20 protein-coding genes are annotated in these 25,931 nt (G+C 53.7%); 15 read left to right on the forward strand and 5 right to left on the reverse strand.

Going from position 1 to position 25,931, the window contains the following annotated elements; genetic code table 11:
• The first annotated feature begins 63 nt into the window (after positions 1–63).
• From ABDX87_RS10425 to ABDX87_RS10480, 12 genes are all read left to right on the forward strand, one after another.
• Positions 64–1,437 (forward strand): glycosyltransferase, encoded by a 1,374-nt coding sequence (locus ABDX87_RS10425; RefSeq protein ID WP_346832792.1) that lies wholly within the window; start codon positions 64–66, stop codon positions 1,435–1,437.
• Positions 1,438–1,439: 2 nt separating this feature from the next.
• Positions 1,440–2,534: a hypothetical protein gene (locus tag ABDX87_RS10430; RefSeq protein WP_346832793.1), complete on the forward strand. Its 1,095-nt coding sequence runs from the start codon at positions 1,440–1,442 to the stop codon at positions 2,532–2,534.
• Between the two features lie 86 nt (positions 2,535–2,620).
• The gene (locus ABDX87_RS10435) at positions 2,621–3,523 is read left to right on the forward strand and encodes a class I SAM-dependent methyltransferase (protein WP_346832794.1); all 903 of its coding nucleotides are present in this window, start codon (positions 2,621–2,623) and stop codon (positions 3,521–3,523) included.
• A gap of 156 nt (positions 3,524–3,679) precedes the next feature.
• Positions 3,680–4,753 (forward strand): hypothetical protein, encoded by a 1,074-nt coding sequence (locus ABDX87_RS10440; RefSeq protein ID WP_346832795.1) that lies wholly within the window; start codon positions 3,680–3,682, stop codon positions 4,751–4,753.
• A gap of 344 nt (positions 4,754–5,097) precedes the next feature.
• Entirely contained in the window at positions 5,098–6,540 is a 1,443-nt protein-coding gene (locus tag ABDX87_RS10445) for a mannose-1-phosphate guanylyltransferase/mannose-6-phosphate isomerase (RefSeq protein ID WP_346832796.1), read from the forward strand.
• 325 nt (positions 6,541–6,865) lie between these two features.
• Positions 6,866–7,660 carry an ABC transporter permease gene (locus ABDX87_RS10450; protein ID WP_346832797.1) on the forward strand — a complete coding sequence of 265 codons (795 nt, stop codon included), beginning with the start codon at positions 6,866–6,868 and terminating at the stop codon, positions 7,658–7,660.
• The gene (locus ABDX87_RS10455; RefSeq protein ID WP_346832798.1) at positions 7,657–8,874 is read left to right on the forward strand and encodes an ABC transporter ATP-binding protein; all 1,218 of its coding nucleotides are present in this window, start codon (positions 7,657–7,659) and stop codon (positions 8,872–8,874) included. Before ABDX87_RS10450 ends, ABDX87_RS10455 begins: the two co-directional genes overlap by 4 nt.
• 133 nt (positions 8,875–9,007) lie before the next feature.
• Complete coding sequence (locus ABDX87_RS10460; RefSeq protein ID WP_346832799.1) at positions 9,008–10,375, forward strand: class I SAM-dependent methyltransferase; 1,368 nt, start codon at positions 9,008–9,010, stop codon at positions 10,373–10,375.
• 122 nt (positions 10,376–10,497) lie between these two features.
• Positions 10,498–14,118: a glycosyltransferase gene (locus tag ABDX87_RS10465; protein WP_346833488.1), complete on the forward strand. Its 3,621-nt coding sequence runs from the start codon at positions 10,498–10,500 to the stop codon at positions 14,116–14,118.
• The gene (locus ABDX87_RS10470; protein WP_346832800.1) at positions 14,115–15,785 is read left to right on the forward strand and encodes a DUF6311 domain-containing protein; all 1,671 of its coding nucleotides are present in this window, start codon (positions 14,115–14,117) and stop codon (positions 15,783–15,785) included. Before ABDX87_RS10465 ends, ABDX87_RS10470 begins: the two co-directional genes overlap by 4 nt.
• Positions 15,786–15,796: 11 nt before the next feature.
• Entirely contained in the window at positions 15,797–16,744 is a 948-nt protein-coding gene (locus tag ABDX87_RS10475) for a glycosyltransferase family 2 protein (protein WP_346832801.1), read from the forward strand.
• 31 nt (positions 16,745–16,775) lie between these two features.
• On the forward strand, positions 16,776–17,138 hold the full coding sequence (locus ABDX87_RS10480; RefSeq protein WP_346833489.1) for a GtrA family protein: 363 nt from the start codon (positions 16,776–16,778) through the stop codon (positions 17,136–17,138).
• A gap of 37 nt (positions 17,139–17,175) precedes the next feature.
• Here ABDX87_RS10480 and ABDX87_RS10485 read toward each other — a convergent pair whose 3' ends face one another.
• On the reverse strand, positions 17,176–18,231 hold the full coding sequence (locus tag ABDX87_RS10485; protein WP_346832802.1) for an acyltransferase: 1,056 nt from the start codon (positions 18,229–18,231) through the stop codon (positions 17,176–17,178).
• A 117-nt stretch (positions 18,232–18,348) separates the two neighbouring features.
• Positions 18,349–19,185 (reverse strand): class I SAM-dependent methyltransferase, encoded by an 837-nt coding sequence (locus tag ABDX87_RS10490; RefSeq protein WP_346832803.1) that lies wholly within the window; start codon positions 19,183–19,185, stop codon positions 18,349–18,351.
• Positions 19,186–19,542: 357 nt separating this feature from the next.
• On the opposite strand from ABDX87_RS10490, the gene gmd reads away from it, so the two are divergent.
• From gmd to ABDX87_RS10505, 3 genes are all read left to right on the forward strand, one after another.
• The gene (gene gmd, locus ABDX87_RS10495; protein ID WP_346832804.1) at positions 19,543–20,574 is read left to right on the forward strand and encodes a GDP-mannose 4,6-dehydratase; all 1,032 of its coding nucleotides are present in this window, start codon (positions 19,543–19,545) and stop codon (positions 20,572–20,574) included.
• Positions 20,574–21,470: a GDP-mannose 4,6-dehydratase gene (locus ABDX87_RS10500; protein ID WP_346832805.1), complete on the forward strand. Its 897-nt coding sequence runs from the start codon at positions 20,574–20,576 to the stop codon at positions 21,468–21,470. The genes gmd and ABDX87_RS10500 overlap by 1 nt, the downstream gene beginning before the upstream one ends.
• Before the next feature lie 133 nt (positions 21,471–21,603).
• Positions 21,604–22,725: a glycosyltransferase family 4 protein gene (locus tag ABDX87_RS10505; RefSeq protein WP_346832806.1), complete on the forward strand. Its 1,122-nt coding sequence runs from the start codon at positions 21,604–21,606 to the stop codon at positions 22,723–22,725.
• 164 nt (positions 22,726–22,889) lie between these two features.
• Here the strand turns inward: ABDX87_RS10505 and ABDX87_RS10510 are convergent, their stop codons facing one another.
• The 3 genes from ABDX87_RS10510 to ABDX87_RS10520 all read right to left on the reverse strand — a co-directional run bounded on the left by ABDX87_RS10510 (position 22,890) and on the right by ABDX87_RS10520 (position 25,912).
• Positions 22,890–24,227 carry a DEAD/DEAH box helicase gene (locus ABDX87_RS10510; RefSeq protein ID WP_346832807.1) on the reverse strand — a complete coding sequence of 446 codons (1,338 nt, stop codon included), beginning with the start codon at positions 24,225–24,227 and terminating at the stop codon, positions 22,890–22,892.
• A 47-nt stretch (positions 24,228–24,274) separates the two neighbouring features.
• The gene (gene yedA / locus ABDX87_RS10515) at positions 24,275–25,174 is read right to left on the reverse strand and encodes a drug/metabolite exporter YedA (protein WP_346832808.1); all 900 of its coding nucleotides are present in this window, start codon (positions 25,172–25,174) and stop codon (positions 24,275–24,277) included.
• A 123-nt stretch (positions 25,175–25,297) separates the two neighbouring features.
• Positions 25,298–25,912, reverse strand: coding sequence for a 3'-5' exonuclease (locus tag ABDX87_RS10520; protein WP_346832809.1), 615 nt, complete (start codon positions 25,910–25,912; stop codon positions 25,298–25,300).
• Positions 25,913–25,931 lie beyond the last annotated feature (19 nt).

Below are 25,931 nucleotides of genomic sequence, written 5' to 3' on the forward strand. Positions count from 1 at the left end.
GACAGACACCCCGATATCATTAATATTAATTAGCTGGTCGATCCAGTACAAATAGACTCCGACATGAAAAGATCAAAGAAATCAGTAAAAGCAGTGACCTCTTCGAAAAGTACACCGCTAGAGGTTGCACCTGAAATTCTTAGCGCAGAGGATATTCAGAATATCCCTGCGACTAAAAAACTTGTAGCATCTGCAGAAAATCCATCCAAAAAATTTATCAATCAGCTTATGCGTGATCGCCCGGACATAGCTGAGGATTATCTGTACAAGTGTCTTATCGACCATTCAAAATATATCGCTAAATACAAAGACATTGCGAATAGTGAGATGCACGCTGCAGAGCATTATTTCACCTATGGCCATATAGAAAAGCGCGACCTTCCCAAGCCGGGACTGCAGAAGCACCCGCAGCCTTTCAACATTCTAAGCGAAACGACCTTATTCCTGTCTAGCGCAGAACTGCGTGATGGTTCGTTTATCTACCGATGCCTATTTCAGTCTTTGGACTACCCACAAAATCTTGTCTACACAGGCAAAACGGAGGTCCTTAAACTGGTACGTGCAGTGTTTAACTGCAAAGAACTTATATTCTCCCGCCCAGAAAAGACCGATCTTGCGTTTTACCTTATAGAGCTTGCCAAGAACATTGGCGTAAAAGTCACGCTTGACTATGACGACCTTTTGCTTCCAGAGCACGCTGAATATTTAGGCCACGTCCGCTCCTCGGATGGTTTGACTATTGAAGAAGCTCGGAAAAGTTTGATCAACAAATCCGCGTTCCTTCTTTACGCGGATGCTTTTCACTGCAGCACACCCGCAATAGCAAAAGCCTTGGCGAACCTTGAAAAACCTGTAAAAGTCGTGAAAAACCGGATCATGAGGACGATGGTCGCCTCGGACTCCACCTGCATCTCACGCTTGGAAAACATTGAAACGAGAAAGCTAAAGATCCTCTACCTATCAGGGACTGCGACGCACAAGAGAGATTTCTCGATCATTCAAGGTACTATCGTGAAGCTGGCTCAGGAGTTTCCGGACAAGTTCGAAATGACTTTTCTGGGTAACACCGGCAGCAACGTACACCCCATTGCCATGTACAACAGCAACATTCATGTCATCCCAAGATTGACACTTAATGAAATGTACAAAGTCATCGCGCAGCACGATCTAGCGTTGGCACCGCTAGAAGATACAATCTTCAACTCAGCAAAGTCGAACATTAAGTTTATTGAATGCGGTTCACAAGGCGTACCTATCATCGCAAGCCCGCTAAACGAGTTCAAAAACGTGATCGTTGACGATGAAAATGGATGGCTATGCAACACTCAAAGCGAATGGTATGAGAAACTAAAATCGCTGATAATAAATCCTACCCCATTGCGCAAAGTTTCTCTGGAAGCTCGAAACTGCGTCATCAACAATTTTACTGTAGGTTAATCATGCATAGCATTATTCGTTCGGAGAGAGCAAACAAATCTCCAACCAAAAAAACCTTTCTGTACATCACGAATAATTTATCTCAAGCTGAGCTTGCTCTTCTTTCCATAGTAGGGTCAGAATTCGACTACCTGGTCTATATAAACAACACTCAGAAAGAATATAACTTACTGACTGATTATGACCTGCCTGAAAATGCAAAAATAACTTCAGACTTCAAGTCAGTCATCATGCTGACAACGATCTTTAGCGCTGTAATCACCACAGTGGGACATATCAGTCCGGTACTGAATGCCAAAATAATTTCTATAATGAAGGCTTGCGTTGCTGCTGAGCTTCCTATCATCGAAGTCCCACATGGACTCTATCAGTGGGGCTTCAACTTCGTTGATGATTCAAAATTTGTAAACACAGCCTCACATAGCCTGGGTGGAGGCTATCCGGTGCCTTCGTTCGCGGACTTCCAATTGAGTTGGTTTGAAGAGGGCGGTGTCGGCTACCCACGGAACAGGGTTGAAAAGATAAAGCGCACAGAGGTCATTGTTGTCCCTGAGTATACGGTCATAACAACGAATACAAACTGGTACATGTATAACTTTAATGACCAAAGGGTGCTGGCACAGTCGATTTTTGAATATGCGAAGGCTCACCCCGATCAAATGTTCGTCTGGTGCCACCACTCTGCGGAGCTTAATGGTATGAATCTAATTAATAATATGTATGGTGCGAGACCGACCAACATTTTCCGCTACGGCCATGACAAAGATATTTATTTTCATGGGATCGACACGACTGAAGAGGTGATTGAACATGCCAAATCTGGCATTTCCACCATATCAACCTGCTTAGTTGATTATGAAATTCATCGTATCCCTACCGCAATTTTCGCGAATGAAGGATTGGCAAAAATTCAACAATCTATCAGTCCCGCTTCTTTTTTTGAAAGTCCGGAGACGCTGAGAGCTCTAGATTTCAAAATCCCTTTCACCGGAAAACTGGAATCCTACGACGTCTCGCGATTCGACCTCAGCCTTAAAGAGTTCCTGCAAACTGGGCCATCTAGCAACACGGCGAAAAGAATCTTCATGACACTCTGACCCTTCGGCCCCGACGATAATTTTATTCATGCGGGGCCTTTTTGGCACTAAGGTGGATTCACCAAAGACCTCATCGCGGAGGATGTATGACAGAATCACATGACTTGCGCCATCTGTACAACGTCCACGCCCACAACGTTTCTGACAAATGGAGCAGCTACCTTGATACGTACGAATCGGTACTTTCTCCTTACAAAGCGGACCCCGTAAAACTATTAGAGATCGGCGTACAGAATGGGGGTTCCCTGGAAATTTGGGCCAAGTATTTTGAAAACTCCAAGCTGATCGCAGGCTGCGATATAAACTCAGACTGTGAGAAAATTAAGTTTGACGCACCCTCAATCAGCCTTTTGATCGGCGACATAAACAACCACGAAACATTACAAAAACTAAAATCCATTAGCGAAAAGTTCGACATTATTATTGACGACGGCTCTCACACTAGCGGCGATATAATAATGACGTTTTTCAAAGTTTTCCCCATGCTCAACCTTGGGGGAATATATATAATCGAAGACCTTCACTGCAGTTATTGGAAGCAGTTTGACGGTGGCTTGAATTCTACGCACTCCTCAATCGCATTTCTCAAATGCTTAGTCGACATCTTAAATTTTGAACACTGGGGACTGGATAAAGACCGACTTCATCACCTTGATGCTTTCGATGTGCCTATTGATTTTCCTGACAATGAACTTGCTAGCTTACACTCTATTGAGTTTAAAAACTCCATGTGCATTATCAAGAAGAAAGCCAGCCTTGATAATATCCTTGGCAGGCGCAGGGTTGCAGGCTCGCTTGAGGTTGTTTCTCCGGTAAAATACGTGGACAACACATATAACAATGCGCCCGCCCAGTCTCTAGAAGTTGATGCCTCGAAGGATAATGGCCAGAATCAGGACTCCACGCAGCAAAGGGTCCAGTGTCTCGAGAATGAGTTGCCCGCGTTAAAAAGCAACTGTTCTCCATCAAAAACAGATGCAGGCGAATAGTCTCCATGCATACCAGACGAAAACTCCGCATTGAATTGACGTCTGAGTTTTCGAGGCTATCAAACAAGACAATGTTATCGTACCGTACCGTTAAATCCGCCCACTTCAGGAACAGGTAAACTCGGGATGGAAATATATTATAAAAACGACCACGTCATGATCTCCAACGATTTCTACGACAAGAAATTGCTAGTCATTTCGCTTTCCCCCTTGGTGGACGAAAAACAAAATGCCACTATTGAGAATGGCTTCGGCAGAAGCTTCTTTCAGAGTAAAAGAATTTCTTGCATCTATATCATTCCGACGTGGAACCACTGGTACCAGTTTGAGTACGTGAAAGATGCTTTAAACATAATAAAAGCAATGACATCGAACTTTGATAAAGTTGTCATTTACGGGGTTAGCATGGGAGCGTATGCTGCACTGAAATACGCAGACTTTCTAAACGCCACCAACGTAATTTCCATCTCCCCACAGGCCGTTATCTCCGCTCCTTACGCAGACTTCGATAACCGGTTTTCGCAATTCTGGGAAAAAATCGAATATAAATCTGATAGCTGGCTACAAGAAAAACACCCCCCCATAGAAACGACGGTATTCTATGATCGTCTTCACGATCTTGACAACAGGCATGCGCAGCTAATAGCGCGTAACATGAAGCACTGCCAAATGGTAAGCTTGCCACTTTCTGGGCATGAGGTGTTCGCTGTACTTAACGAGTCAGGGATTCTCTCTGAGTTTATATTCTCTCTCATTTACAAAACTACTCCCATAGCCAAACTGCTGAGAACGTATCGACAAAACAGAAGCAAATCTGGTGTACCGTGGATGTATGCAGCTCAGATATCGATGTCAAGGGGAAGAAAGCTGATCGCCGGCAGGCTTTATCGCCGTTCAATTGAGGTTATCGAATCACGTAAAAAAAATGGACTTACTATTGACCAGGCGAAAGCAAGAATGACGGTAATGGAGTACGTTGCTTTTTGTTTCAAAACGAATGACTTTACTGGATTCTCGAAGCTCTACAGTGCATTTTCAAACAATAAAATTATCAAAATAGATCTGAGCGCGAAGCAGTTGGAATATTGCCTTCATGTTAACGACCGAGAACAATTCATCGCATCTTTAAAACACTTTAAAGACACTGGCAGAGGCCATGATGCGACTGTTAATCGACTCACTGCAGCGGCCATTCGGCAGGGCTTGGTGTCGGAAACGGATCTCAAATAAACGGTGCTCCGGGGTAACAGGCGTGGTGGGGAACATTCTGGGAGGCGTTAACGGCACATTTCCAATTTGGGTCAAATGTCCACGCGAGGCTAATCCCAAGGGCTGAGGCTGACATCCCAAAGGCGATGGACATGTTGCGACATCCGCTTGTACATCGCCGCGCCCCCCCCTTCTCTGCTATCCTAACGGCCTTTAATTTCCGAGTGGCGAGCCACAGCAACGTTGCTCGATCGGCAACCATTACCGCCAAAAATGGGACTGTGACACCTCGCGCTTAGGGGTTGCAGCGCTGGTATGCCGACCAATCTTTTAGCCAACAGCGTCGTTCGTAAGGACTTTTCAACATGGATTTGATACCCGTAATTTTGTCTGGCGGCGTCGGCAGCCGGCTGTGGCCCGTGTCTCGCGAGGCCCATCCCAAGCCGTTCATGACGCTGCCAGACGGCCAGAACCTGATTCAGAAAACCTTCCTTCGGGCCTCCGCACTGGCGGGTGTATCTCAAGTGCTGACGGTCACTAATCGTGATCTGCTGTTCAAGACTGAGGACGAATATCGCACCGTCAATAAAGGCGGTCTGGCACAGGGCTACATCCTTGAGCCGTTTGGGCGCAATACGGCTGCGGCCGTCGCCATGGCAGCGTTGCAGATCAAGGCACTGCAAGGTTCCGACGCTCACATGCTGGTTCTGGCGGCGGATCATTTGATTCAGGACGAGAAGGCGTTTGGCGCGGCGGTGTCCAATGCTGTCAAGCTGTCTGAACAGGGCTGGCTGGTCACGTTCGGGATTCAGCCGCAATATCCCGAAACAGGATTCGGTTACATCGAGGCGGGTGGTTCGGCTGGCCAGGCAGACGGTTTGAAGGTTGAGCGTTTCGTTGAGAAGCCTGATCTGGCCACTGCGCAATCCTATATTGCGGCCGGGAACTATTTCTGGAACTCGGGCATGTTCTGTTTCAAAGTTGAAACAGTACTGGAGCAGTTTGCCGAACATGCTCCCGACGTACTGGAAGCGGCGGCGGCCTCTCTTGCCAGTTCTCGCCTGACCCAGGGTGACGCCTATCATTGCCTCGCCGTCGATGCTGACTCGTTCTCAAAAGTCCCGGACATCTCGATCGACTATGCGTTGATGGAGCGCTCCAACAAGGTCGCTACCATTCCTTGCGACATTGGTTGGAGCGATATCGGGTCCTGGAATGCCGTCAGCGAGCTAACGGCTCAGGACGAAGACGGTAACCGTTTCGAAGGCGAAGTGCTGTCTCATGGCTCGCGCAACAACTACGTGAATTCGGAAGAGCGACTGACTGCGCTGGTGGGTGTCGAAGACCTGCTGGTCGTCGATACCGCGGATGCGTTGATGATCGCGCACAAGGACCATGCTCAGGACGTCAAGCACATCGTCACGCAGTTGAAGAAGTCGGGGCACACGCTGCATCAACTCCATCAGACGGTCCACCGCCCGTGGGGCACCTACACCACGCTGGAAAATGGTGAGCGGTTCAAGATCAAGCGCATCGTCGTCAAGCCGAAAGCGTCGCTGTCCCTGCAAATGCACCACCATCGCAGCGAGCACTGGATCGTAGTCAGCGGCATGGCGGTCGTGGTCAATGACGATCAGGAATTGATGCTCAATACCAACGAGTCGACATTTATCCGTGCTGGCCACAGGCATCGTTTGAGCAATCCTGGTGTCATAGACCTGGTGCTGATCGAAGTACAGAGCGGTGACTATCTGGGCGAGGACGATATCGTTCGCTTTGAGGATGTCTACGGTCGAGCTGGGGCTTGATTGTCAGGCAGCAAGGAATGATGTCGACATGGCTGTACGCGGGTTGGAGTCCTCGCCAACCCTTCTGCTTTCTTACAGCTCATCGACGCTGGGGCGACGGCTGGTCGGCTACTGTCGTGGTGGCTGATCGAACGCCCCCTGCGGTTGAGTTCGTATGCAGTCCTCCAGTCCTTTGCTTTTCCGATCTTTCAGGCATTCGTCTGCGTGAGGCGCGGGTTGCCAAGGCAACGCTGCGCCTGGCGGCCGTGCAGGACAACCACTGCCATCCGTGCGATCCAGTCGCCACGTCAGTGAAAAAAATCATACGCGTCATCGAGGACCAAGCATGTACGGCATGTTGAAAGGGCTTTGGGACTACCGAAGCTTTATTGTCACGTCCATCCGCAATGAATTTATCGCCAGGTTTGCTCGCAGCAAACTGGGCGGTCTGTGGATGATCATTCACCCTTTGTCCCAAGTGGCGATCTACGCACTGATTCTGTCGAACGTGCTAGCAGCCAAACTGCCAGGCATAGACAACAAGTATGCGTACGCGCTTTATCTGATGGCGGGGATTCTTGCGTGGAACCTGTTCTCGGAAATTGTTTCCCGATGCCTGAACCTGTTCATCGAGCAAGGCAACATTATGAAGAAAATGCGTTTCCCGCGCATTGCCTTGCCGGTCATCGTCATGGGCTCGTGCCTGCTCAATAACTTGCTGCTGTTCGTCGCCGTCCTGGTGGTGTTCGCGGCGTTGGGGCAAATGCCTAATATGGAGATGTTCTGGCTGCTCCCGCTGACTGTCGTGGTCACTGCACTGGCAGTCGGCCTCGGCCTGGTATTGGGCGTCATCAACGTTTTTGTCCGAGACGTCGGACAAGTGGTGCCAATCATCATGCAGGTCTGGTTCTGGTTCACCCCGATCGTCTACTCGGCGAATATCATTCCCCAGAATCTTCAAGGGCTGATGAATTTCAACCCGATGTATTCAATCGTGACCGCTTACCACGACGTGCTGGTTTACCAGGTCTCCCCGAAGCTCGAAGAAGTCGCCATCACCGTGGGCGTGACCTGCGTGTTGCTGGTCCTGGGGTTGTTCATGTTTCGCCGTGCGGCTCCGGAAATGGTGGATTCCCTATGACTCTTCTAGCGGTCAGCAATCTCGGCAAGGCCTACCGAACCTACAGCTCGGAATGGAAGCGAATTGCCAACTGGTTTTTCGTCCCTGCCAAACCTCACCACGAACACTGGGTGTTGCGCCACATCAGCTTCGCCATTGAGCCAGGCGAGGCCATTGGTATCGTCGGACAGAACGGCGCCGGCAAGTCCACTCTTCTGAAAATGATCACCGGTACCCTGCAGCCTACCGAGGGCAGCGTGCAGGTGAACGGGCGCATTGCTGCGATTCTCGAACTGGGGATGGGCTTCAATCCAGAGTTGACCGGTAGGCAAAACGTCTATCACGCCGCCGGTTTGATGGGTTTCAACAGTGATCAGATTGACGCGGTGATTGATGACGTCGAGGCCTTCGCAGAGATTGGCGAATACTTCGATGAGAGTGTGCGTACCTACTCCAGCGGCATGCAAATGCGGGTGGCATTCTCTGTCGCAACTGCGTTTCGTCCTGACATCCTGATCGTCGATGAAGCCCTGTCGGTAGGCGACAGCTACTTTCAGCACAAGAGTTTTGCCCGCATCAAGGCGTTCCAGGAACAAGGAACGACGTTGATTATCGTGTCCCATGACCGCGGCTCGATCCAGGCGCTGTGTGATCGGGCCATCCTGCTCGACGGAGGCACGGTGATCAAGGACGGTCCGCCCGAAGAGGTCATGGACTTCTACAACGCCATCGTAGCTGACAAGGAGAACGCAACGGTGGAGGTCGTCGCACTGGACAGCGGTGCGACACAGACACGCTCAGGCAGCCGCAAAGCGACCATTGAAAGCGTATCGCTTCTGGACGCGGCCGGTGCGCCGGTCGAGTTCGTGGGCGTCGGCGATGAAGTCACGCTGTGCATCAAGGGCAAAAGCCATGAGGCGCTCCCTGAAGTCGTCGTGGGTTACTTGATCAAGGACCGTCTGGGGCAGAGCATATTCGGCACGAATACCCACCACCTGAACTGCAAGTCAATGAACCTGGCAGCTGGCCAGACCTTTACCTACAAATTCAGGTTTCCGGCCAATCTGGGGATCGGTTCTTACTCGGTGGCCGTAGCATTGCACGCGTCCGAGACCCATATCGTAGAAAACTTCGAGTGGGTGGATCTTGCACTGGTGTTCAACGTCGTCAATATTGCCGAGCAAACTTTCGTAGGCCTCAGCTGGATGCCGCCGACTGTCGAGATCGATGTGTGATCGCCACGTCTCTCTCAGCCGGCGCCGCTTCGCTCACCCCCAGGTTGCGTAATCGCGCGACACGGGTTGAACCGAACATTACCCTGCCAATATTCGAATAATTGCTGGACCGATTCAGAATCAGGATGCGCCCGTGAGTGAATTTTACCGATCGTTTGAAGACAAGCACCGTGGCTCCCGAGAGTTGATATTAAGTCGCCTCAATGCCTATAAGCCGTTCATAGAGAAGCTAAGAGCGCACTGGGATCTGGAAATCACCGACCTCGGTTGCGGTCGAGGAGAATGGCTTGAGCTATTGACCTCGATGCAGGTGCGTTGCCACGGTGTTGACCTGAATGAGGCCATGCTGTCGGCCTGCACAGCTCGCGGCTTGAGTGTTACGAAAAACGATGCAATCAGCTACCTGAAGCAGCTTCCGGCTGGCAGCCAGATGGTTGTCAGTGGCTTTCACCTCGCTGAGCATATTCCATTTGATCAGCTACAGGTGCTTGTGCAGGAGGCTAAGCGTGTACTCGTTCCGGGTGGCCTTCTGATACTGGAAACACCTAATCCTGAAAACCTTCTAGTGGGTACCTCCAGTTTCTACATGGACCCGACGCACGTTAATCCTTTGCCTCCGCCACTGCTCCAGTTTTTGCCGGAGCACTATGGTTATGCCCGGGCCACCGTGCTTCGGCTCCAGGAGCCCGCCCCTCTGGAGGACATCGAACAGGTCACGCTGATGGACGTGCTGAGCGGCGTCAGTCCTGACTACTCGATCGTGGCTCAAACCGTCCATGCCGAGGGCGAAGGTCCCGACTTGGACGCATTGTTTGCGACACCATTCGGCGTCACCCTGGCAGAGCTTGCTCAAGGGTACGAGGAAAGAGTATCCCGTGTAGAAAACACGGCGGTGAATGCCGTGGATATGGTCCGGGCGCTGGAAAAAAATGTTGCGGCCCTGCAACAGAACCTCACGATTCAAATCAGAAGCCTGGAACTCGAAAACCGGATTCTGCGCGACGAAAACGCCAGGTTTTCAGACCAACTGCTGGCTCAGAAAGAAAAGATTCATGAAGGGGAGGTCGTGCTGGCCGAGCACGGCGCCTATCTGGGCGTGTTGACGTCTCAACTCGGAATTGCCAGAAGCCGGCTTCACGCGCTAAGCGTCATCATCCCGTCTCCGATCGTATCGTCGGTCAGGTATGTGCTGCTGCAAGGGAAGCTTCTGAAAAAGGATGGCGTCAAGACCCGGTCCAAGTTGATGGCCCGGAAAGTGGTGTTTTTCACGATCCGGAAACTGGCGCCTATCAAGCCGCTCAAGAAAGCTGGTGTTTTCGCCCTCAAAAAACTGGGCGCTTATGAAATTCTCCGAACCAAGTACATCCGCAAGGATATCCAGATTTTTCGGCCCGCCGTTGGTCACACCGTCAACATCGGCATGGACAACTTGTCACCTCATGGCCGAAACGTGCTGGCAAAACTCAAACTCGCGGAAAAGATTCGGGACAGGAACAAATAATGCGTATTGTAATTGACCTTCAGGGCGCCCAGACGGAAAGCCGGTACCGTGGCATCGGACGCTATAGTCTGTCTCTGGCCCTGGCAGTGGTACGCAACCGTGGGGAACATGACGTTCATCTGGTGTTGAACGGCATTCTGTCCGACACCATCGAGTCGGTCAGAACAGCGTTCGACGGTCTGCTTCCGGCTGAAAACATTCATGTCTGGTACGCGCCGGGGCCGGTCGCCGAAATCGACCCTTCGAATCTCGAGCGCAGAAAAGCTGCCGAGCTGATTCGCGAAGGTTTCATCGCCAGCTTGAACCCGGACATCGTTCATATCAGTTCCGTGATCGAAGGTTATCTGGATGACGCCGTCACCAGTATTGCCCGCTTCGACACCAAGACTCCCGTCAGCGTGTCGCATTACGACCTCATTCCGTTACTGAATCCAGCCCAGTATCTGAACTCCAGTCCCAGCTATAAACAGCACTACCTCGGCAAAGTCGACGAACTGCAAAGAGCGTCACTGGTTCTGTCTATCTCCGAGTTCTCTCGGGCTGAAGGGGTTGAATATCTGTCCGTTGACGAATCTCGCTCAGTCAACATTTCCACAGCCATTGACGATAACTTCCAGAAGCTGACGATCTCGCCGACAGATGCCGCTGTTTTCCTTCAGGCCATGGGTATCAACAAACCTTTCATTTTTTATACCGGCGGTTCGGACGAGCGAAAAAATCTACCAAGGCTGGTCGAGGCGTTTGCGTTATTACCGGATGCGGTCAGAGCACAACATCAGCTGGTCTTCGCTGGAAAGATCCCTAACGAACATTGCAACGATCTGATCGCGGAAGGCGAAGCGCTTGGATTAGAGGCCGAAGACCTCAAGTTCCTGGGGTATGTCGACGAAAAACAACTGGTGACGCTGTACAACCTGTGTCGAGTCTTCGTATTTCCTTCGTGGCACGAAGGTTTCGGTTTGCCACCGCTGGAAGCCATGGCATGTGGCGCGGCGGCCATTGGCTCACGCGCGTCGAGCATCCCGGAGGTGCTGGGTTGGGACGACGCGCTGTTCGACCCATACGACGTCAGGTCGATCAGCACTAAATTGCTTCAGGCCCTCGAAGATGAAGCGTTCCGAAACACGCTGATCGCCCACGGTCTTGAGCAGTCCAAATTGTTCACCTGGGACCATTGCGCACAGACGGCGATCAGCGCTTTCGAGCGCTTCATGAGCACACGTGTGCCTGAAGCGCCACGAACGACATCCACGCATCGAAAGCGCCTGGCGTTCGTCTCTCCTCTACCGCCAGAGCGCACCGGCATCGCCGGCTATGCATCCGAGCTGCTGCCGGAATTGCACAAGCTCTATGACATCGAACTGGTGGTCTATCAGAACGATGTGACCGACGAGTGGGCGAAGGCGAACTGCTCGATTCGAGACCCGCAGTGGTTGCTGGATAATTCCGGCGCAATGGACCGTGTGGTTTATCAGATGGGGAATTCGATTTTCCACCATCACATGATGGAACTAATGAGGCTGGTGCCAGGCGTCGTAGTGCTCCATGACTTCTTCCTGAGTGGCCTGAAGTCCTACTTGCAGGACGTGCATATCTCGGTGGATGCCTGGGACGAAGCATTGTATTTCTCGCATGGTTACAGCGCCCTGATCGAGAAATTCAAAGTCTTGACGCCAGATGAACTCCGGCTCAAATACCCCGTGAACCTGGAAATATTCCAGCAGGCCCAAGGTGTCATTCTCCACTCCAACTATTCAAAAGAGCTGACTCGCTATTGGTACGGTGACCGTCTGGCCGCTAAGTGCGAGGTCATTCCTCTTCTGCGTCAGCCCTCGCCTGCCGCAGATCGTGGTCTCTCTAAGGAAGTGGTTGGGCTGAAGCCGGACGACTTTCTGATCTGCAGCTTCGGCTTCCTCGACCCGACCAAGATGAATCATGCCTTGCTGGAAGCGTGGGTCGATTCATCCCTCTCCAAGAATCCCAACTGCAAGCTGGTGTTCGTGGGCGACATCAATCACCAGCCCTATCTTGATCAGCTCAAGGGGATCATGGCGCGAGCGCCGTTCCCCGAAAACATCAAAATCACCGGGTGGGCGGACGTCGAGACGTACAGCAACTACCTGAAAGCCACCGATGTCGCGGTCCAGTTGCGCAGCAACTCTCGCGGTGAAACGTCGGCGGCCGTGCTTGACTGCATGAACCACGGCGCGGCGGTTATCGCCAATGCCAACGGCTCGTTCGCGGAGCTGGACCCGAATGCGACCATCATGCTGCCTGACGTTTTCGGGAACAGCGCCCTGAAGGATGCGCTGGAATTGCTGTGGACGGATGCCGACCTGCGCCTAAAGTTAGGCGCCCACGGCGCTCAGACGATCCGGACGAAACACTCACCCGAGAACTGTGCCGCGTTGTACTTCACTGCGATCGAGCAACAGTACCGCAACAACCGCTATGGTCTGGATGCTTTGCTAAGCCGCGTATTCGATAACTCCAGCCCTGCTTATCTGGCAAACCATGCAGTGAGACTGGCCGACTCGCTGTCGCAAAACTTCCCGCCGCAGCGGTCCTTCAGCACGATTTATCTGGATATCACCGCGACCCACGTCACGACCCTGCGCACCGGCATCGAGCGGGTGGCGATGGCCGTCATGATGACGTTGCTCAAGAAAACCAGCCCGGCGCTTCGCATCGAACCCGTTTATCTGTGCAAGACCAATGATGTATGGGGCTACAAAACCGCGACGCGGTTCACGCTGGAATGCATAGGCGGCCCGTCCGGGCTGATGTCCGATCAGGTCGTCATTCCCCAGAAAGGTGATCGAGTGATCACGCTGGACTGGTCTCACGACCTGGTGAATGCCTATGAATCGGGGTATCTCACGCACCTGATGGATAACGGCGTAAAGCTGTACGCCACTATTTTTGATCTTTTGCCAGTGCTGCTACCACAGCACTTCCCGCCACAGGCCGAACTGCCCTCTCACCGCTGGTTACAGGTCACCTCCAAACTTAACGGGGTGGTCTGCATTTCAAAATCAGTGGCGGAGGAATACGCAGCCTGGTCGCAGACTCAGGCCATTAAACGAAAGACGTTCACAATCGACTGGTTCCACCTGGGTGCAGACTTGACGAGTACCCATATTGATCAGGCACAGGCAGAAGCCGTCGACACTTCGGTCATCGACAAGCTCGCTGGCCGACCGACGTTCCTGATGGTGGGCACGATCGAACCCCGGAAAGGCCACTTGCAGGTATTGAAGGCGTTCACGGCGCTGTGGCGGTCGGGCGTCGACGTCAATCTGGTGATCGTCGGCAAGGAAGGCTGGACCGGCGTGGAAGCGGAGTCACGCCGTAACCTGCCTGAAATAGTAGATTCGCTCAATGCTCACCCCGAACGTGGCGAGCGCCTGCAATGGCTGTCAGGTGTCAATGATGCGACTCTTCAGGAGATATACACCTGCGCTTCGTGCCTGATATTCGCCAGCGAGGGTGAAGGGTTTGGCCTGCCGATTATCGAGGCTGCGCAAAAAAGCCTGCCGATCATCGCGCGCGATCTTCCGATTTTCCGCGAGGTCGCGGGCGACTACGCCTTCTATTTTAGAGGCGATGCCCCAGAAGCGTTGCAGGCGAGCGTGGAAGAATGGTTGAAGCTTCACGCAGACGATCAGCATCCAAAATCATCCGGCATCAACTGGCTTACCTGGGAACAGAGCGTCGCTCGCCTGCTTGAGGTTATTTCGTGAAATTTTCTCCACTCATCCGGGCGCCCCACGGCGCCCAATCCCGCTGGCAATCGTCTACCGGCCCGGTGGGACTTTTCCTGGCCATGTTGATTGCTGCGGTGTTTATCTATCGCTACTTCCCGGCAGGATTCATTGCAGGTACGTCGTCATATTGGCTGACCGAGACGGACGACGTCACTCAGTACATCGCTGGCTTCAATGCCTATTTCCATTCTCCGTTGAAGTTTCCGTTGCTGGCATTTGACGGCTTCAACTACCCGGCAGGGACGCGGGCGACGTTCGTCGACATCATCCCGATCTATTCGCTGCTGTTGAAGCTCGTGCTTCCTGCAGACACCGCGCCCTTTAACCCCTTCGGTTTCTGGGTAGCGCTGACGTTCGTCCTGCAAGCCGTGGCGGGCTGGTGGGTGCTGCGTGAGTTGAACGTGCGGTCATGGTCGACACTCATTTGCGGCACTGTGTTGATGGTGTGCTTCCCTGCGCTGCTCGGCAGACTGGGGCACATCTCGCTGATGTCACACTGGATACTGCTGATGGCCATGGCGCTATACATCAGGAGCTACCGGCTGGGTCGGGTCGCAACTGTGGGCTGGTGCCTGCTTCTGGTAACCGGTTTCTACGTCAACATCTATCTGTTTGTGATGGCACTGGTGATCTACCTGTGCGCGGTGCTTACATCCCTCAAAGGCCTCAAAGGCCTCAATCTGCGGGCCATCGGGCGTGCCTCGATTCCGTTCATTGCCTTGGCGCTGAGCATTTTTGTGCTCTTGCTGCCAATGCCGATGGGTCAGGTTTCGACGGAGTGGGGCTTCGGCTACTACTCCATGAACCTGTTGGCGCCCATCACCGGGGGTACGTATGTCACGATTCCCGACGCAGCAATGCCCGGACAGTATGAGGGCTTCAACTACCTCGGGCTGGGCGTGATCATCAGCCTTGTTTACGCGATCTACCACTTGCGCCAAGACGGTTGGGGCACACTGAAGCGTCACCGCTATCTGGCTATTTTCCTGGCGTTGTTCACCTGCTATGCACTGTCGAACTCCATTTATATGGGCACTCGTCAGATCGCTGTGATCAGCTACCCGGATTTCATGACAACCCTGACTTCCCAGTTCCGGGCTTCGGGCCGCTTCTTCTGGCCGGTGGGTTACACGCTGCTGATTTTTTCCCTGCTGACACTCTATCGACGCTTCCCGGGGAAAGTCCTGATCCCGGTGATGCTGGTGCTGTTGTGCATTCAGGTGGGTGACCTGAAAATGCAGCGCGCCAATTTCAAGGCCGGCCTCAACCGTCCCTATACACCGCTGCTGACGAGCAGTGCCTGGGATGCCCAGACCGGTAATGGTGTGAACAAACTGTATTTCTATCCCAAATTCCGGTGCGGCAAGTTTGACAGCCTGACCACGCTGATGCCCGTGATGAAGTACGCGGCCATGCATCACATCAAAATGAATACAGGGTACATTGCGCGCCACCAGCCGCCTTGTGACGAACACAGCCTGACAACTGAAATCGCAGGGGCAGACCCGGCTTCGTCAGTCTTCGTTTTCGTGAAAACCGAGTTCAGCGATATTCCCAGCGTGAAGCGATTGATGCCGACTACTGACACCGCCCAATGCAGTGATGTCGACTTCGCATTCGTCTGTCATCTCTCACGCCAATGATCGGAGCAGCTATGAGCACTACCAAAAAAACCATCAGCGTCATCTCTCCGTTTTATAACGAAGAATTAGGCGTAGAAGCTTTTTTCGCAAGACTGTCCAGCGTGCACGCCGAAGTCGCTGACCGCTATGACCTTGAAGTGATAGCCATTAACGATGGCAGTAAAGACAACACACTGTCCGAGTTGGTCAACGTTCGACCCCGGTATCCGTTCCTGACCATCGTCGACCTTTCGCGAAACTTCGGCAAAGAGGCGGCGCTGTCTGCGGGCCTGGATTACGCCACGGGCGATGTCGTAATCCCGATTGATTCGGACCTGCAGCATCCACCCGAGCTTATCCTGGAAATGCTGGCGCAGTGGGAAGCAGGTTTCGAAGTCGTGCTCGCCAAGCGAGTTGACCGGGACACCGATCGGGCCATCCAGAAGTTCTCGGCGAACTCCTTTTACAAACTGCACAACTACATTTCCGACATCGATATTCCGGCAGACGTCGGGGATTACCGTCTGATGGATCGCAAAGTAGTAAATGCGCTCAAGGCATTGCCGGAAAACCGCAGATTCATGAAAGGCCTTTTTGCTTGGGTCGGCTTCAAAACCACCACGGTTGAATATAAGGTCGAGCCTCGATTAAGTGGAGTGACCAGTTTCAATACCTGGAAGCTCTGGAACTTCGCTCTGGAAGGGATCACCAGCTTTAGTTCGGCACCACTAAGGATATGGTCCTATCTAGGCGGCGCCATCTCGCTGCTGTCTTTCCTGTATGCGCTTTACCTGATTCTTAAAACCGTTGTTTTCGGAATTGACACGCCTGGCTATGCGTCACTGATGATCGCCATTCTTTTTGTGGGTGGCATCCAGTTGATCGGCATAGGTGTGCTGGGAGAGTACCTGGGCCGGATTTTCGTCGAGACGAAACGTCGTCCGGTCTACATTGTCCGTGAGGTCATTGGGCGTGGCTAAGCTGTATATCTCTTCCCGATACATGCAGGTGATGCAGTTCGCCGTTATCGGGGTGCTCAATACAGCCCTTCACGCCTCTGTCGTCATCGGGCTCGTCGAGCACATGGCGTTCAGGCCCGTGATAGCCAACGCGGTGGCGTTCTTTTTTGCGAATATCTTTTCCTACTGCCTGAACAGCCAGATTACCTTCAAGAGCACGCTCAGTTTTGGCGGATACCTCAGGTTTCTGTCTGTCTCGCTGGTGTCGCTGGCGGGTACGCTTCTGATCAGCGGGCTCGGTGAGCACTTTGGTATCGACTACCGGATCAGCCTCATCGGCGTGATTATTCTGGTGCCAGCCATCAGCTTTCTGGCCTTGAAATTCTGGGCGTTCTCGTCTGCAAAACCTGAATGAGCCAATGCTGGCAGACAACTGCCAGCATACTCTCCGATCAATTCGGCGCGATCAGTTTTCCGAAGGGCAATCGCTGGATAGCGAAAATAACCGCTGCGCTCAGCAGGAATGTCATCAACACTACGACGGGAATCGCCATCCAGGGATTTATGAACTGGAAGTCGAAACCTCTCAAATCCCACCAGAACATTACCATCACATGGATAAGGTAGACGCCGAAATTCACCTCGCCCAATTTCCGGAGCATACGGGACGGAAACCACTTTGACGCCGCAAATGCAATGGCCGTGGCGCGCAATACATAGAAAGCCGACACAGCGCCTGTGATCACGAAGGGCGAGGTGTAGGCATAAAACGCTTCGTTGGCGGCACCGACTTTTATCGAGTGCTTCCAAGTTAGAATTGCAATCAACGCGGCCGACAAGGCCCATACAAACGACGCCAGCAGAACTCTAGCAGCGCCAAACCGCGTCCAGCGATAAGCAAACCAGCCCATTACCAGATATCCGGCGTACAGTGGCATAAACCCCCAGTTCAGACCGAGATACTCTTTTCCCGTGAGGGCGTAAACAGTCGGAACCACGCTCGAGCCAACGAACCATGCGGTAATGGTTAGCACCTTTGACCCCTTGTCTGTAATTTTGCAGAAGCCAATCATTACGGGCAGAAACAGGTAAGCACCTAACAATGTATATAGGTACCAGAAATGCGGAACGACCGGAGCCCGAAGAATGGACTTCGTCCAATGCGGAAACTCAGTTCCGGTGTACCTGAACCAGTAAAGATAAGCAACGGACCACACAATCAAGGGCAAACCTACTCGCCACAACCGGTTACCGGTCTTGCGGGCGGTCGTTTCTTTACCCAGCAGCAACGCCCCTGTCACCATCAAGAACAAGGGTACGGAGAACCGAGATAGGCTCTCGTAGAAATTCACAGCCCACCAGTGGTTCGTCATTGACGCAAACCCTTTGGCAGACACATGTATTGAAATCACCATCAGTATTGCAACCAGCCTGATGAAATCCAGAGAGGGGTCTCTCACACTAGAGTACGGGCTGGTTGTTGGGTTGGTGTCTTTACTGATTGTCATTTTTATGTAACTTTTATCTTATTGAGCTGTTAAATAAAAAAACCGCAACGAAGTGCTTTGTTGCGAAATCTAGGTGCTTTATTGCTGGCCTGTACCTTGGCGTAGAAAGTTAAATCGTCAGGGCTTAATGCAATTGAAAAACTGGATATAGGCATCGTTTATGTTTTTCGTAATCGCACCACCCAGGAGAAAATCATCATAGGAAAACACTCCCGTCTTTTTCGTCATCGGCATCTCACAGATCCCCCACTCTTCGGCGATATGGAATCCGGTCTCCACCAATAGCCCTCTCAATTGGTCAGGTGTGTATTCAATCTTGTGGTCCGGGTGGATGAACGTGTTGCCTACTGTCGCAGCATGGATGCTGCTGATGTGCCCATTTGGTGTGTCCAGACAGAAACGGCCGCCTGACTTGAGGACTCGGAAGGCTTCTCGACACATGCTTTGGCCTTGAACAGGAGTGACATGCTCAATGCTCTGACCCGACCAGACCAAGTCAACACTCGCCGACTTAATACCTTTCAGGTCAGTCATGTCCTCATATCTCAGCACGACTTTCCCGCCAGTGTCCTGAAGGACAACCTGAAAATCCTTGTGACGCTCCTCAGTGGGTAAATCGATCAGAACAATTTTTGAGTAATCGTGCCTGTAACCCATGTGGTGAAGAGGCGCATTCGCCCCACCGAGATCAAGAATGATGTCTCCGGGTGGGAGGAGATGCTTCACCATTTTGAGCCGGGCGTTGTGCATCAGGTAAAGGTGGGTATCCATTGTACCCTGGCTAACGCTGTCAAATCCTTCCTTGGATAGAAGCAGAACAGTCAAGAGATCAATGTCGCGATCGAGGAAGGAAAAGCTGGACACTATTTCTGCGATTTCCGAGTCGGACTTTTTGTTCTTAAAAAGCTTGTAAAGATCACCCACCAACCCCTGACGCGTAGCCCAACTATCCATAGCACTGACTCTTCTTGTAGGAAAAATTTCGACATTTCTATCATCTCGCCGAAGCCGTGGCTATAGACCTAGAACGTTAATCAAGCGGATTGATGAAAAACGCATGCAAGCATTTTGCTTATCCAAATCTAGTCAGAGATAGCAGGGGAGGACGTCAATAGTTCGCTTGACCCCATAGATGTCACCTAGTCCCATGCAATCGCTGCATTGCGCACCGGTTTGTCGGATTCACCCACCTGAAATGCGTCCAGAAGCTTTGTACGGCCACACCCCGCCGTTGTACCATTGCGGCTTATCTACAGACGTTTTCACCCAACACGTGCTGTAACGGCACTAAACGGAGTTCAAAGGATTCGCATGAAAGCAATCGTTACCGGCATCACTGGTCAAGACGGCGCCTACCTGGCTGAACTGCTGCTTGCCAAGGGCTACACCGTCTACGGCACCTATCGTCGTACCAGTTCTGTCAATTTCTGGCGGATCGAAGAACTGGGTATCCAGAACAACCCTAATTTGCATCTGGTCGAGTACGACCTGACTGACCTGTCGGCCAGCATCCGTCTGCTGCAGACCACTGAAGCGACCGAGGTTTACAACCTGGCGGCTCAGAGCTTCGTAGGTGTTTCCTTCGATCAGCCTCTGACCACCGCGGAGATCACCGGCCTGGGTGCTGTGAACCTGCTGGAAGCCATCCGTATCGTTAACCCGAAGGCCCGCTTCTATCAAGCGTCGACCTCCGAGATGTTCGGTAAGGTTCAGGAAATTCCGCAGGTTGAAACCACCCCGTTCTACCCTCGCAGCCCTTATGGCGTCGCCAAGCTGTACGCACACTGGATGACCATCAACTATCGCGAGTCTTACGGGATCTTCGCGACCAGCGGCATCCTGTTCAACCACGAGTCGCCACTGCGCGGCCGTGAGTTCGTGACTCGCAAGATCACCGACACCGTTGCCAAGATCAAGCTGGGTCTGCAAGACACCCTTGAGTTGGGCAACATGGACGCCAAGCGTGATTGGGGCTTCGCCAAAGAGTACGTCGAAGGCATGTGGCGCATGCTGCAGGCTGATGAACCAGACACTTTCGTGCTGGCGACCAACCGCACTGAAACCGTCCGTGACTTCGTTACCATGGCATTCAAGGCCGTTGATATCACCATCAACTGGAGCGGCGAAGCGGAAGAAGAAAAAGGCACTTGCGCTGCCACTGGCAAGGTTCTGGTTGTTGTGAATCCGAAGTTCTACCGTCCAGCTGAAGTCGAGTTGCTTATCGGTAATCCAGTGAAAGCCAAAGAGGTTCTGGGCTGGGAGCCGAAGACGAATCTGGAAGAGCTGTGCCGCATGATGGTTGAAGCCGACCTGCGTCGGAATGAAAAAGGATTTTCGTTCTGATGAGTATTGCCGGTAAGCGCGCACTGATAACGGGTATTCAAGGTTTCACGGGGCGTTACATGGCCGCCGAGCTCGCAGCCCAAGGCTGTGAAGTGGTGGGTCTGGGTAGCCAACCGTCCGACGAAGCTAATTATCATCAAGCGGACCTCACCGACCTGGTGGGTCTGAGCAAGCTACTGGCAGACATTCAGCCGGATATCGTTGTTCATCTTGCCGCACTGGCGTTTGTCGGGCATGGGGCTGCGGAAGCGTTCTATCAGGTCAACCTGATTGGCACGCGCAACCTGCTGGAGGCCATCGCAAGCTGCGGCAAGGCGCCTGAGAGCGTCTTGCTGGCGAGCAGTGCGAACGTCTATGGGAATGCCTCGGAGGGGTTGCTCGATGAGAGCACCTTGCCAGCGCCTGCCAACGACTACGCGGTGAGCAAGCTGGCCATGGAATACATGGCAAGCTTGTGGTTCGGCAGGCTGCCGATCATCGTCACCCGCCCTTTCAATTACACGGGCGTGGGGCAAGCGGATAACTTCCTCCTTCCGAAGATCGTCAAACACTTCCGTGAGAAGGCGGACAAGATCGAGCTGGGCAACCTGGATGTATGGCGCGATTTCAGCGATGTCCGGTCACTGGTAGCTGCGTATCGAGGCCTGCTGGAGGCCAAGCCGTTTGGTCAGTTCGTCAACGTGAGTTCGGGCAAGACCCATTCACTGCGCGAAGTCATCGACATGTGCCGTAGCATCACTGGCCACGACTTGACGGTCGAGGTGAATCCTGCGTTCGTCCGGGCTAACGAGGTGAAGACCTTGTGCGGCGACAACAGTCGACTGAAGTCGCTGGTCCCAGGTTGGCAAACGCCGGAACTGAGTGAAACGCTCAGCTGGATGCTGGCTGAAGCGTGATCTCGCAAGATGAGCCCGGAGCGTTGCAAAACGCTTCGGGCTTTCTTTTACCTGCTGCACCTCAAATTGCTGCTCGATGCGTCTGGCGCTTTACGCGAGAACAGCGGACGTATCGTTTCGTCAGAGAATCCTGATGACCAAAGTTCTTCACTTTTTCAAAACCTACTTTCCGGAAACGCCCGGTGGCGGCATCGAGCAGGTCATCTTCCAGCTGTCCCAAGGCAGCGTGGCGCATGACATTGAGCCTCACGTGCTGTACCTGAGCGCGAACGGCTCGGCGCGTAACGAAACCGTCGGCAATCACGTCATCCACCGCTCAAAGCAGGACCTGTACATTGCGTCTACCGGGCTTTCACTGTCCGGCATTCGTGATTTCAAGGAGTTGGCTGCAGAAGCGGACATCGTGCATTACCACTTTCCGTGGCCATACATGGATGTGGCGCATTTTGCGACCCGACTGAAGAAACCATCGCTTGTTAGTTACCACTCGGACATCGTCAAACAGAAAACACTGCTCAAGTTGTACACCCCGCTGATGAATCGGTTCCTTGGTAGTGTGGACCGTATCGTGGCGTCATCACCCAATTACGCCTCCAGCAGCGAAGTGCTGACTCGCTTCAAGGACAAGGTCGAGATCATTCCTTACGGCCTGGATCGAGCGACCTACCCTGCTCCCTCCGCGTCGCGGCTGGCGCACTGGGAACAGCAGTTAGGTGAGCGGTTTTTCCTGTTTGTCGGCGCCCTTCGCTACTACAAAGGCCTCGACTTCCTGTTGGAGGCTGCCCACCAGACCGGTCTGCCGGTCGTCATCATGGGTGGAGGCTACGAAGAAGCGGCGCTCAAGGCGAAAGCCCGAACGCTGGGACTGACGAATGTCACCTTCCTGGGCGGCCTGCCGGATGAGGACAAGAACGCACTGCTCACCTTGTGCGAGGCGTTCGTGTTCCCCTCTCACTTACGTTCGGAGTCGTTCGGTATTTCACTTCTTGAGGGCGCGATGTACGGCAAGCCGATGATCTCCTGCGAGATCGGCAGCGGTACGACGTTCATCAATATCGCGAATGAAACCGGGCTGGTCGTGCCGCCCCGGGACTCGACGTCCCTGGCGGCAGCGATGACGACGCTGTGGAATGACAGAGCGCTCGCTGCCCAAATGGGGATGAAAGCCGCGCAGCGCTATGAAGAGGTGTTCACCGCCGAGAAGATGGTCGCGTCCTACGCAGCGCTTTATCAGGACATCCTGAGTAAGCATTGAAACGACTCACCACACCCGAGGCTTATGGCAGTGGGTGCACAGCTTTAAACTGTGGGACCCGATTCATTCTCAGGATGGCGGAGCAAACGATGAATGTTCATCGGCTGACCTACCGCATCGCGAATGAATTCGCTCCCACAGGTTTGTACCTATCCAGATAGCCGTCAAGGCTTCCGCTTCCTCGGCCCGGTATTGAATACCGGCACCTTCCTGACAGGCTTCGCTGCTGGTGCTTCAGCTGCCACTTCGCCACTGTCGACCCATTTGCCCAGGTTGCGTTTACCGCCACCGCCGCTGACTTTCGGTTTCTTCGGCTTTTTCGGTTTCTTGAGGATCTGGCCGGTTGCGTCGGTCGCCGGTACGCGGTGCTCGGGAATGAAGTCGGGCTCTTCGCGGCGTTGCAGCGTCTGCCGGGTCAGCACTTCAATGGCGCTGAGCAGTTCGACTTCATCGGCGCACACCAGTGAAATCGCTTCGCCGGTCTGACCCGCACGGCCGGTGCGGCCAATACGGTGGACGTAGTCTTCGGCGACGATCGGCAGGTCGAGGTTGACCACGGTCGGCAGGTCGTCGATGTCCAGACCGCGAGCGGCCACGTCGGTGGCCACCAGTATCTGCACTTCTCCGGCCTTGAACCTGTCGAGTGCACGCTGGCGCGTCGCTTGCGGTTTGTCGCCGTGGATGCCGTCGGCATTGATGCTCAGGCCTTGCAGGCGTTCGACGAGTTGATCGACGCCAACGCGGGTCTTGGCGAAGACCAGCACCTGGCTCCAGCGCTGTTTTTTCAGCAAGTGAATGAACAGCTCGCTTTTGCGCTTCTTGTCGACGGTCACGACCCACTGCTTGACCGAGGACGCCGCGACGTTGCGCGGGCTGACTTCGATGCTCAGCGGATTGTCGAGCATTTGCCCGGCCAACGCGCGGATCGAGTCGGAGAAGGTTGCGGAGAACAGCAGGGTCTGACGGCGCTTTGGCAGCGCAGCATAAATGTCGCGCAGCTCTTCGGAAAAACCGAGGTCGAGCATGCGGTCCGCTTCGTCGAGGATCAGGGTCTGAACCTGGGAGAACTTCACCGCGTTCTGGCGATAGAGGTCGAGCAGACGTCCCGGGGTTGCCACCAGCACGTCGACGCCACGGCGCAGTTTCATCATTTGCGGGTTGATGCTCACGCCGCCGTAGACCGCGTAGGTCGTCAGCGGCAGGTGTTCGGCGTACTGGCGGATCGCTTCGTGAACCTGCTCGGCCAGCTCGCGGGTCGGCACCAGCACCAGCGCACGCACCGAGTTGGCGGCCACTTTCGGGCCTTCCATGGTCAGGCGTTGCAGCAGCGGCAACGCGAAACCTGCGGTCTTGCCGGTGCCGGTCTGCGCGGCGGCCATGAGGTCGCGGCCTTCCAGCACAGGCGGAATCGCCTTGGCCTGAACGGGGGTGGGCGTCTGGTAGCCGAGCGCGTCAAGCGCGCGCAGCAAGGGTTCGATCAGGCCAAGAGAGGCGAATGTCATGTGTATACCGTTGAAAAAAGGTCGTGCGTTGCGCAATGGCGCGCAGTTTACCCGGTTTGCACCGGGTTCTGCTTGCGCCACTGTGGCAACCCGATCAACACCACGGCGCTGATGATCACCGCCATCGCCGCCGCCTCGGCCGGGCCGATGTGCTCGTCGGCGAACAGCATGCCCAACAGAACGGCCACCGCAGGGTTGACGTAGGCGTAACTGGTGGCCGCAGCGGGCCGCACGTTTTTCAGCAAGTACATATAAGAGCTGAACGCGACGATGGAGCCGAACACCACGAGATACGCCATCACCAGCCAGCCGGATGTACCGGGCGATTGGGTCATGCGCTCACCGCTGACGTAGCTGCCGATCAGCATCATGGCCCCGGCGACCAACATCTCGCAGGCGCTGGCCATCGGCCCGGCGGGCAAGGGCAGATAGCGACTCCACACCGACCCGAACGACCACGTGGCGGCGGCGAAGATCACCAAAGCAGCGCCCATCGGGCTGGCTTGCAGGTTCGATCCCAGGTTGAGCAGCGCGATACCGATCAGACCCAGCACGATCCCCGCCCATTCCAGCCGTGTGTTGCGATGACCCCAGATCAGGCCAAACAGCAATGTGAACAACGGCACCACGGCCACCGCCAAGGCCGCGACACCGGAGGCCACACCGGCATGTTCGGCCAGGGTCACGGCGCCGTTACCGCAGGCCAGCAACAGAAAGCCGATCATTCCCGCGGCCTTCCATTGCTTCCAGGTCGGCATCGGCGCACCGCGAAAACGCATGAACGCGAACAGGATCGACCCGGCAATGGTGAAGCGAACACCGGCCATCATCAGTGGTGGCCAGGTTTCGATACCGATACGAATGGCCAGGTACGTCGAACCCCAGATCACGTAAAGCGCGAAAAAGGCGCCAATGAGCAGCAAGGGAAAACGGCGGGAAGCAGGCATGAAGGGCTCGAGGGCTAGGAATTTATTATTGAAATGATTCTAAAAATGTTGGCCCGGACAATGTCAGTAACAACTGAGGTTTATTCGACCCGTACACTTTTACAAATAGTTGCAGCGTGTGAGTCAGCGTCCGCGATGCTTGATGATCGCTTCGGCCATTTTCTTCGCCGGGACTTTTTGCAGCGTGCACAGCAGCTGATGGGAAACACCGGCGATGCCGTGGGTGTTGCGCAGCTCATGACTCAAGTGCGCTGTCAGGTTGGCGGCCATCTCGGCATCGGCCATGGCCCGGTGAGCTTTGCCGGTGTGCGGCAGGCCAGCCCAGCTCGTCAGCGTGCCGAGCTTGTGGTTTGGTGCGCCGGGCATCAAGCGTCGAGCCAGCAGCATCGAGCAGGCAAAGCTTTGCTCGCGATTGCGTTTGATGCATGAGAGTTCGAAATCCCAGAACTTCTGGTCGAACGAGGCGTTGTGCGCGACCAAAGGCGTCAAGCCGACGAATTCGGCGACTTCATTCATGACGCGCTCGGCCGGTGGTGCCGTGCGCAGCATGCCGTTGGTGATACCGGTCAGGGACTCGATGAACGACGGGATACGCACGCCGGCATTCATCAGGCTCTGATAACGCTCGACGATAACGCCCTGCTCCATGATCACCACGGCAATCTCGGTCGCCCGGCAACTGCTGCTTGGGGAGATGCCCGTGGTTTCAAAGTCGATGACGGCGATGCGTTCAAGCATTTTTACAACCTTAAATATG

The organism is Pseudomonas abietaniphila (assembly GCF_039697315.1).
Taxonomy (GTDB): domain Bacteria; phylum Pseudomonadota; class Gammaproteobacteria; order Pseudomonadales; family Pseudomonadaceae; genus Aquipseudomonas; species Aquipseudomonas abietaniphila_B.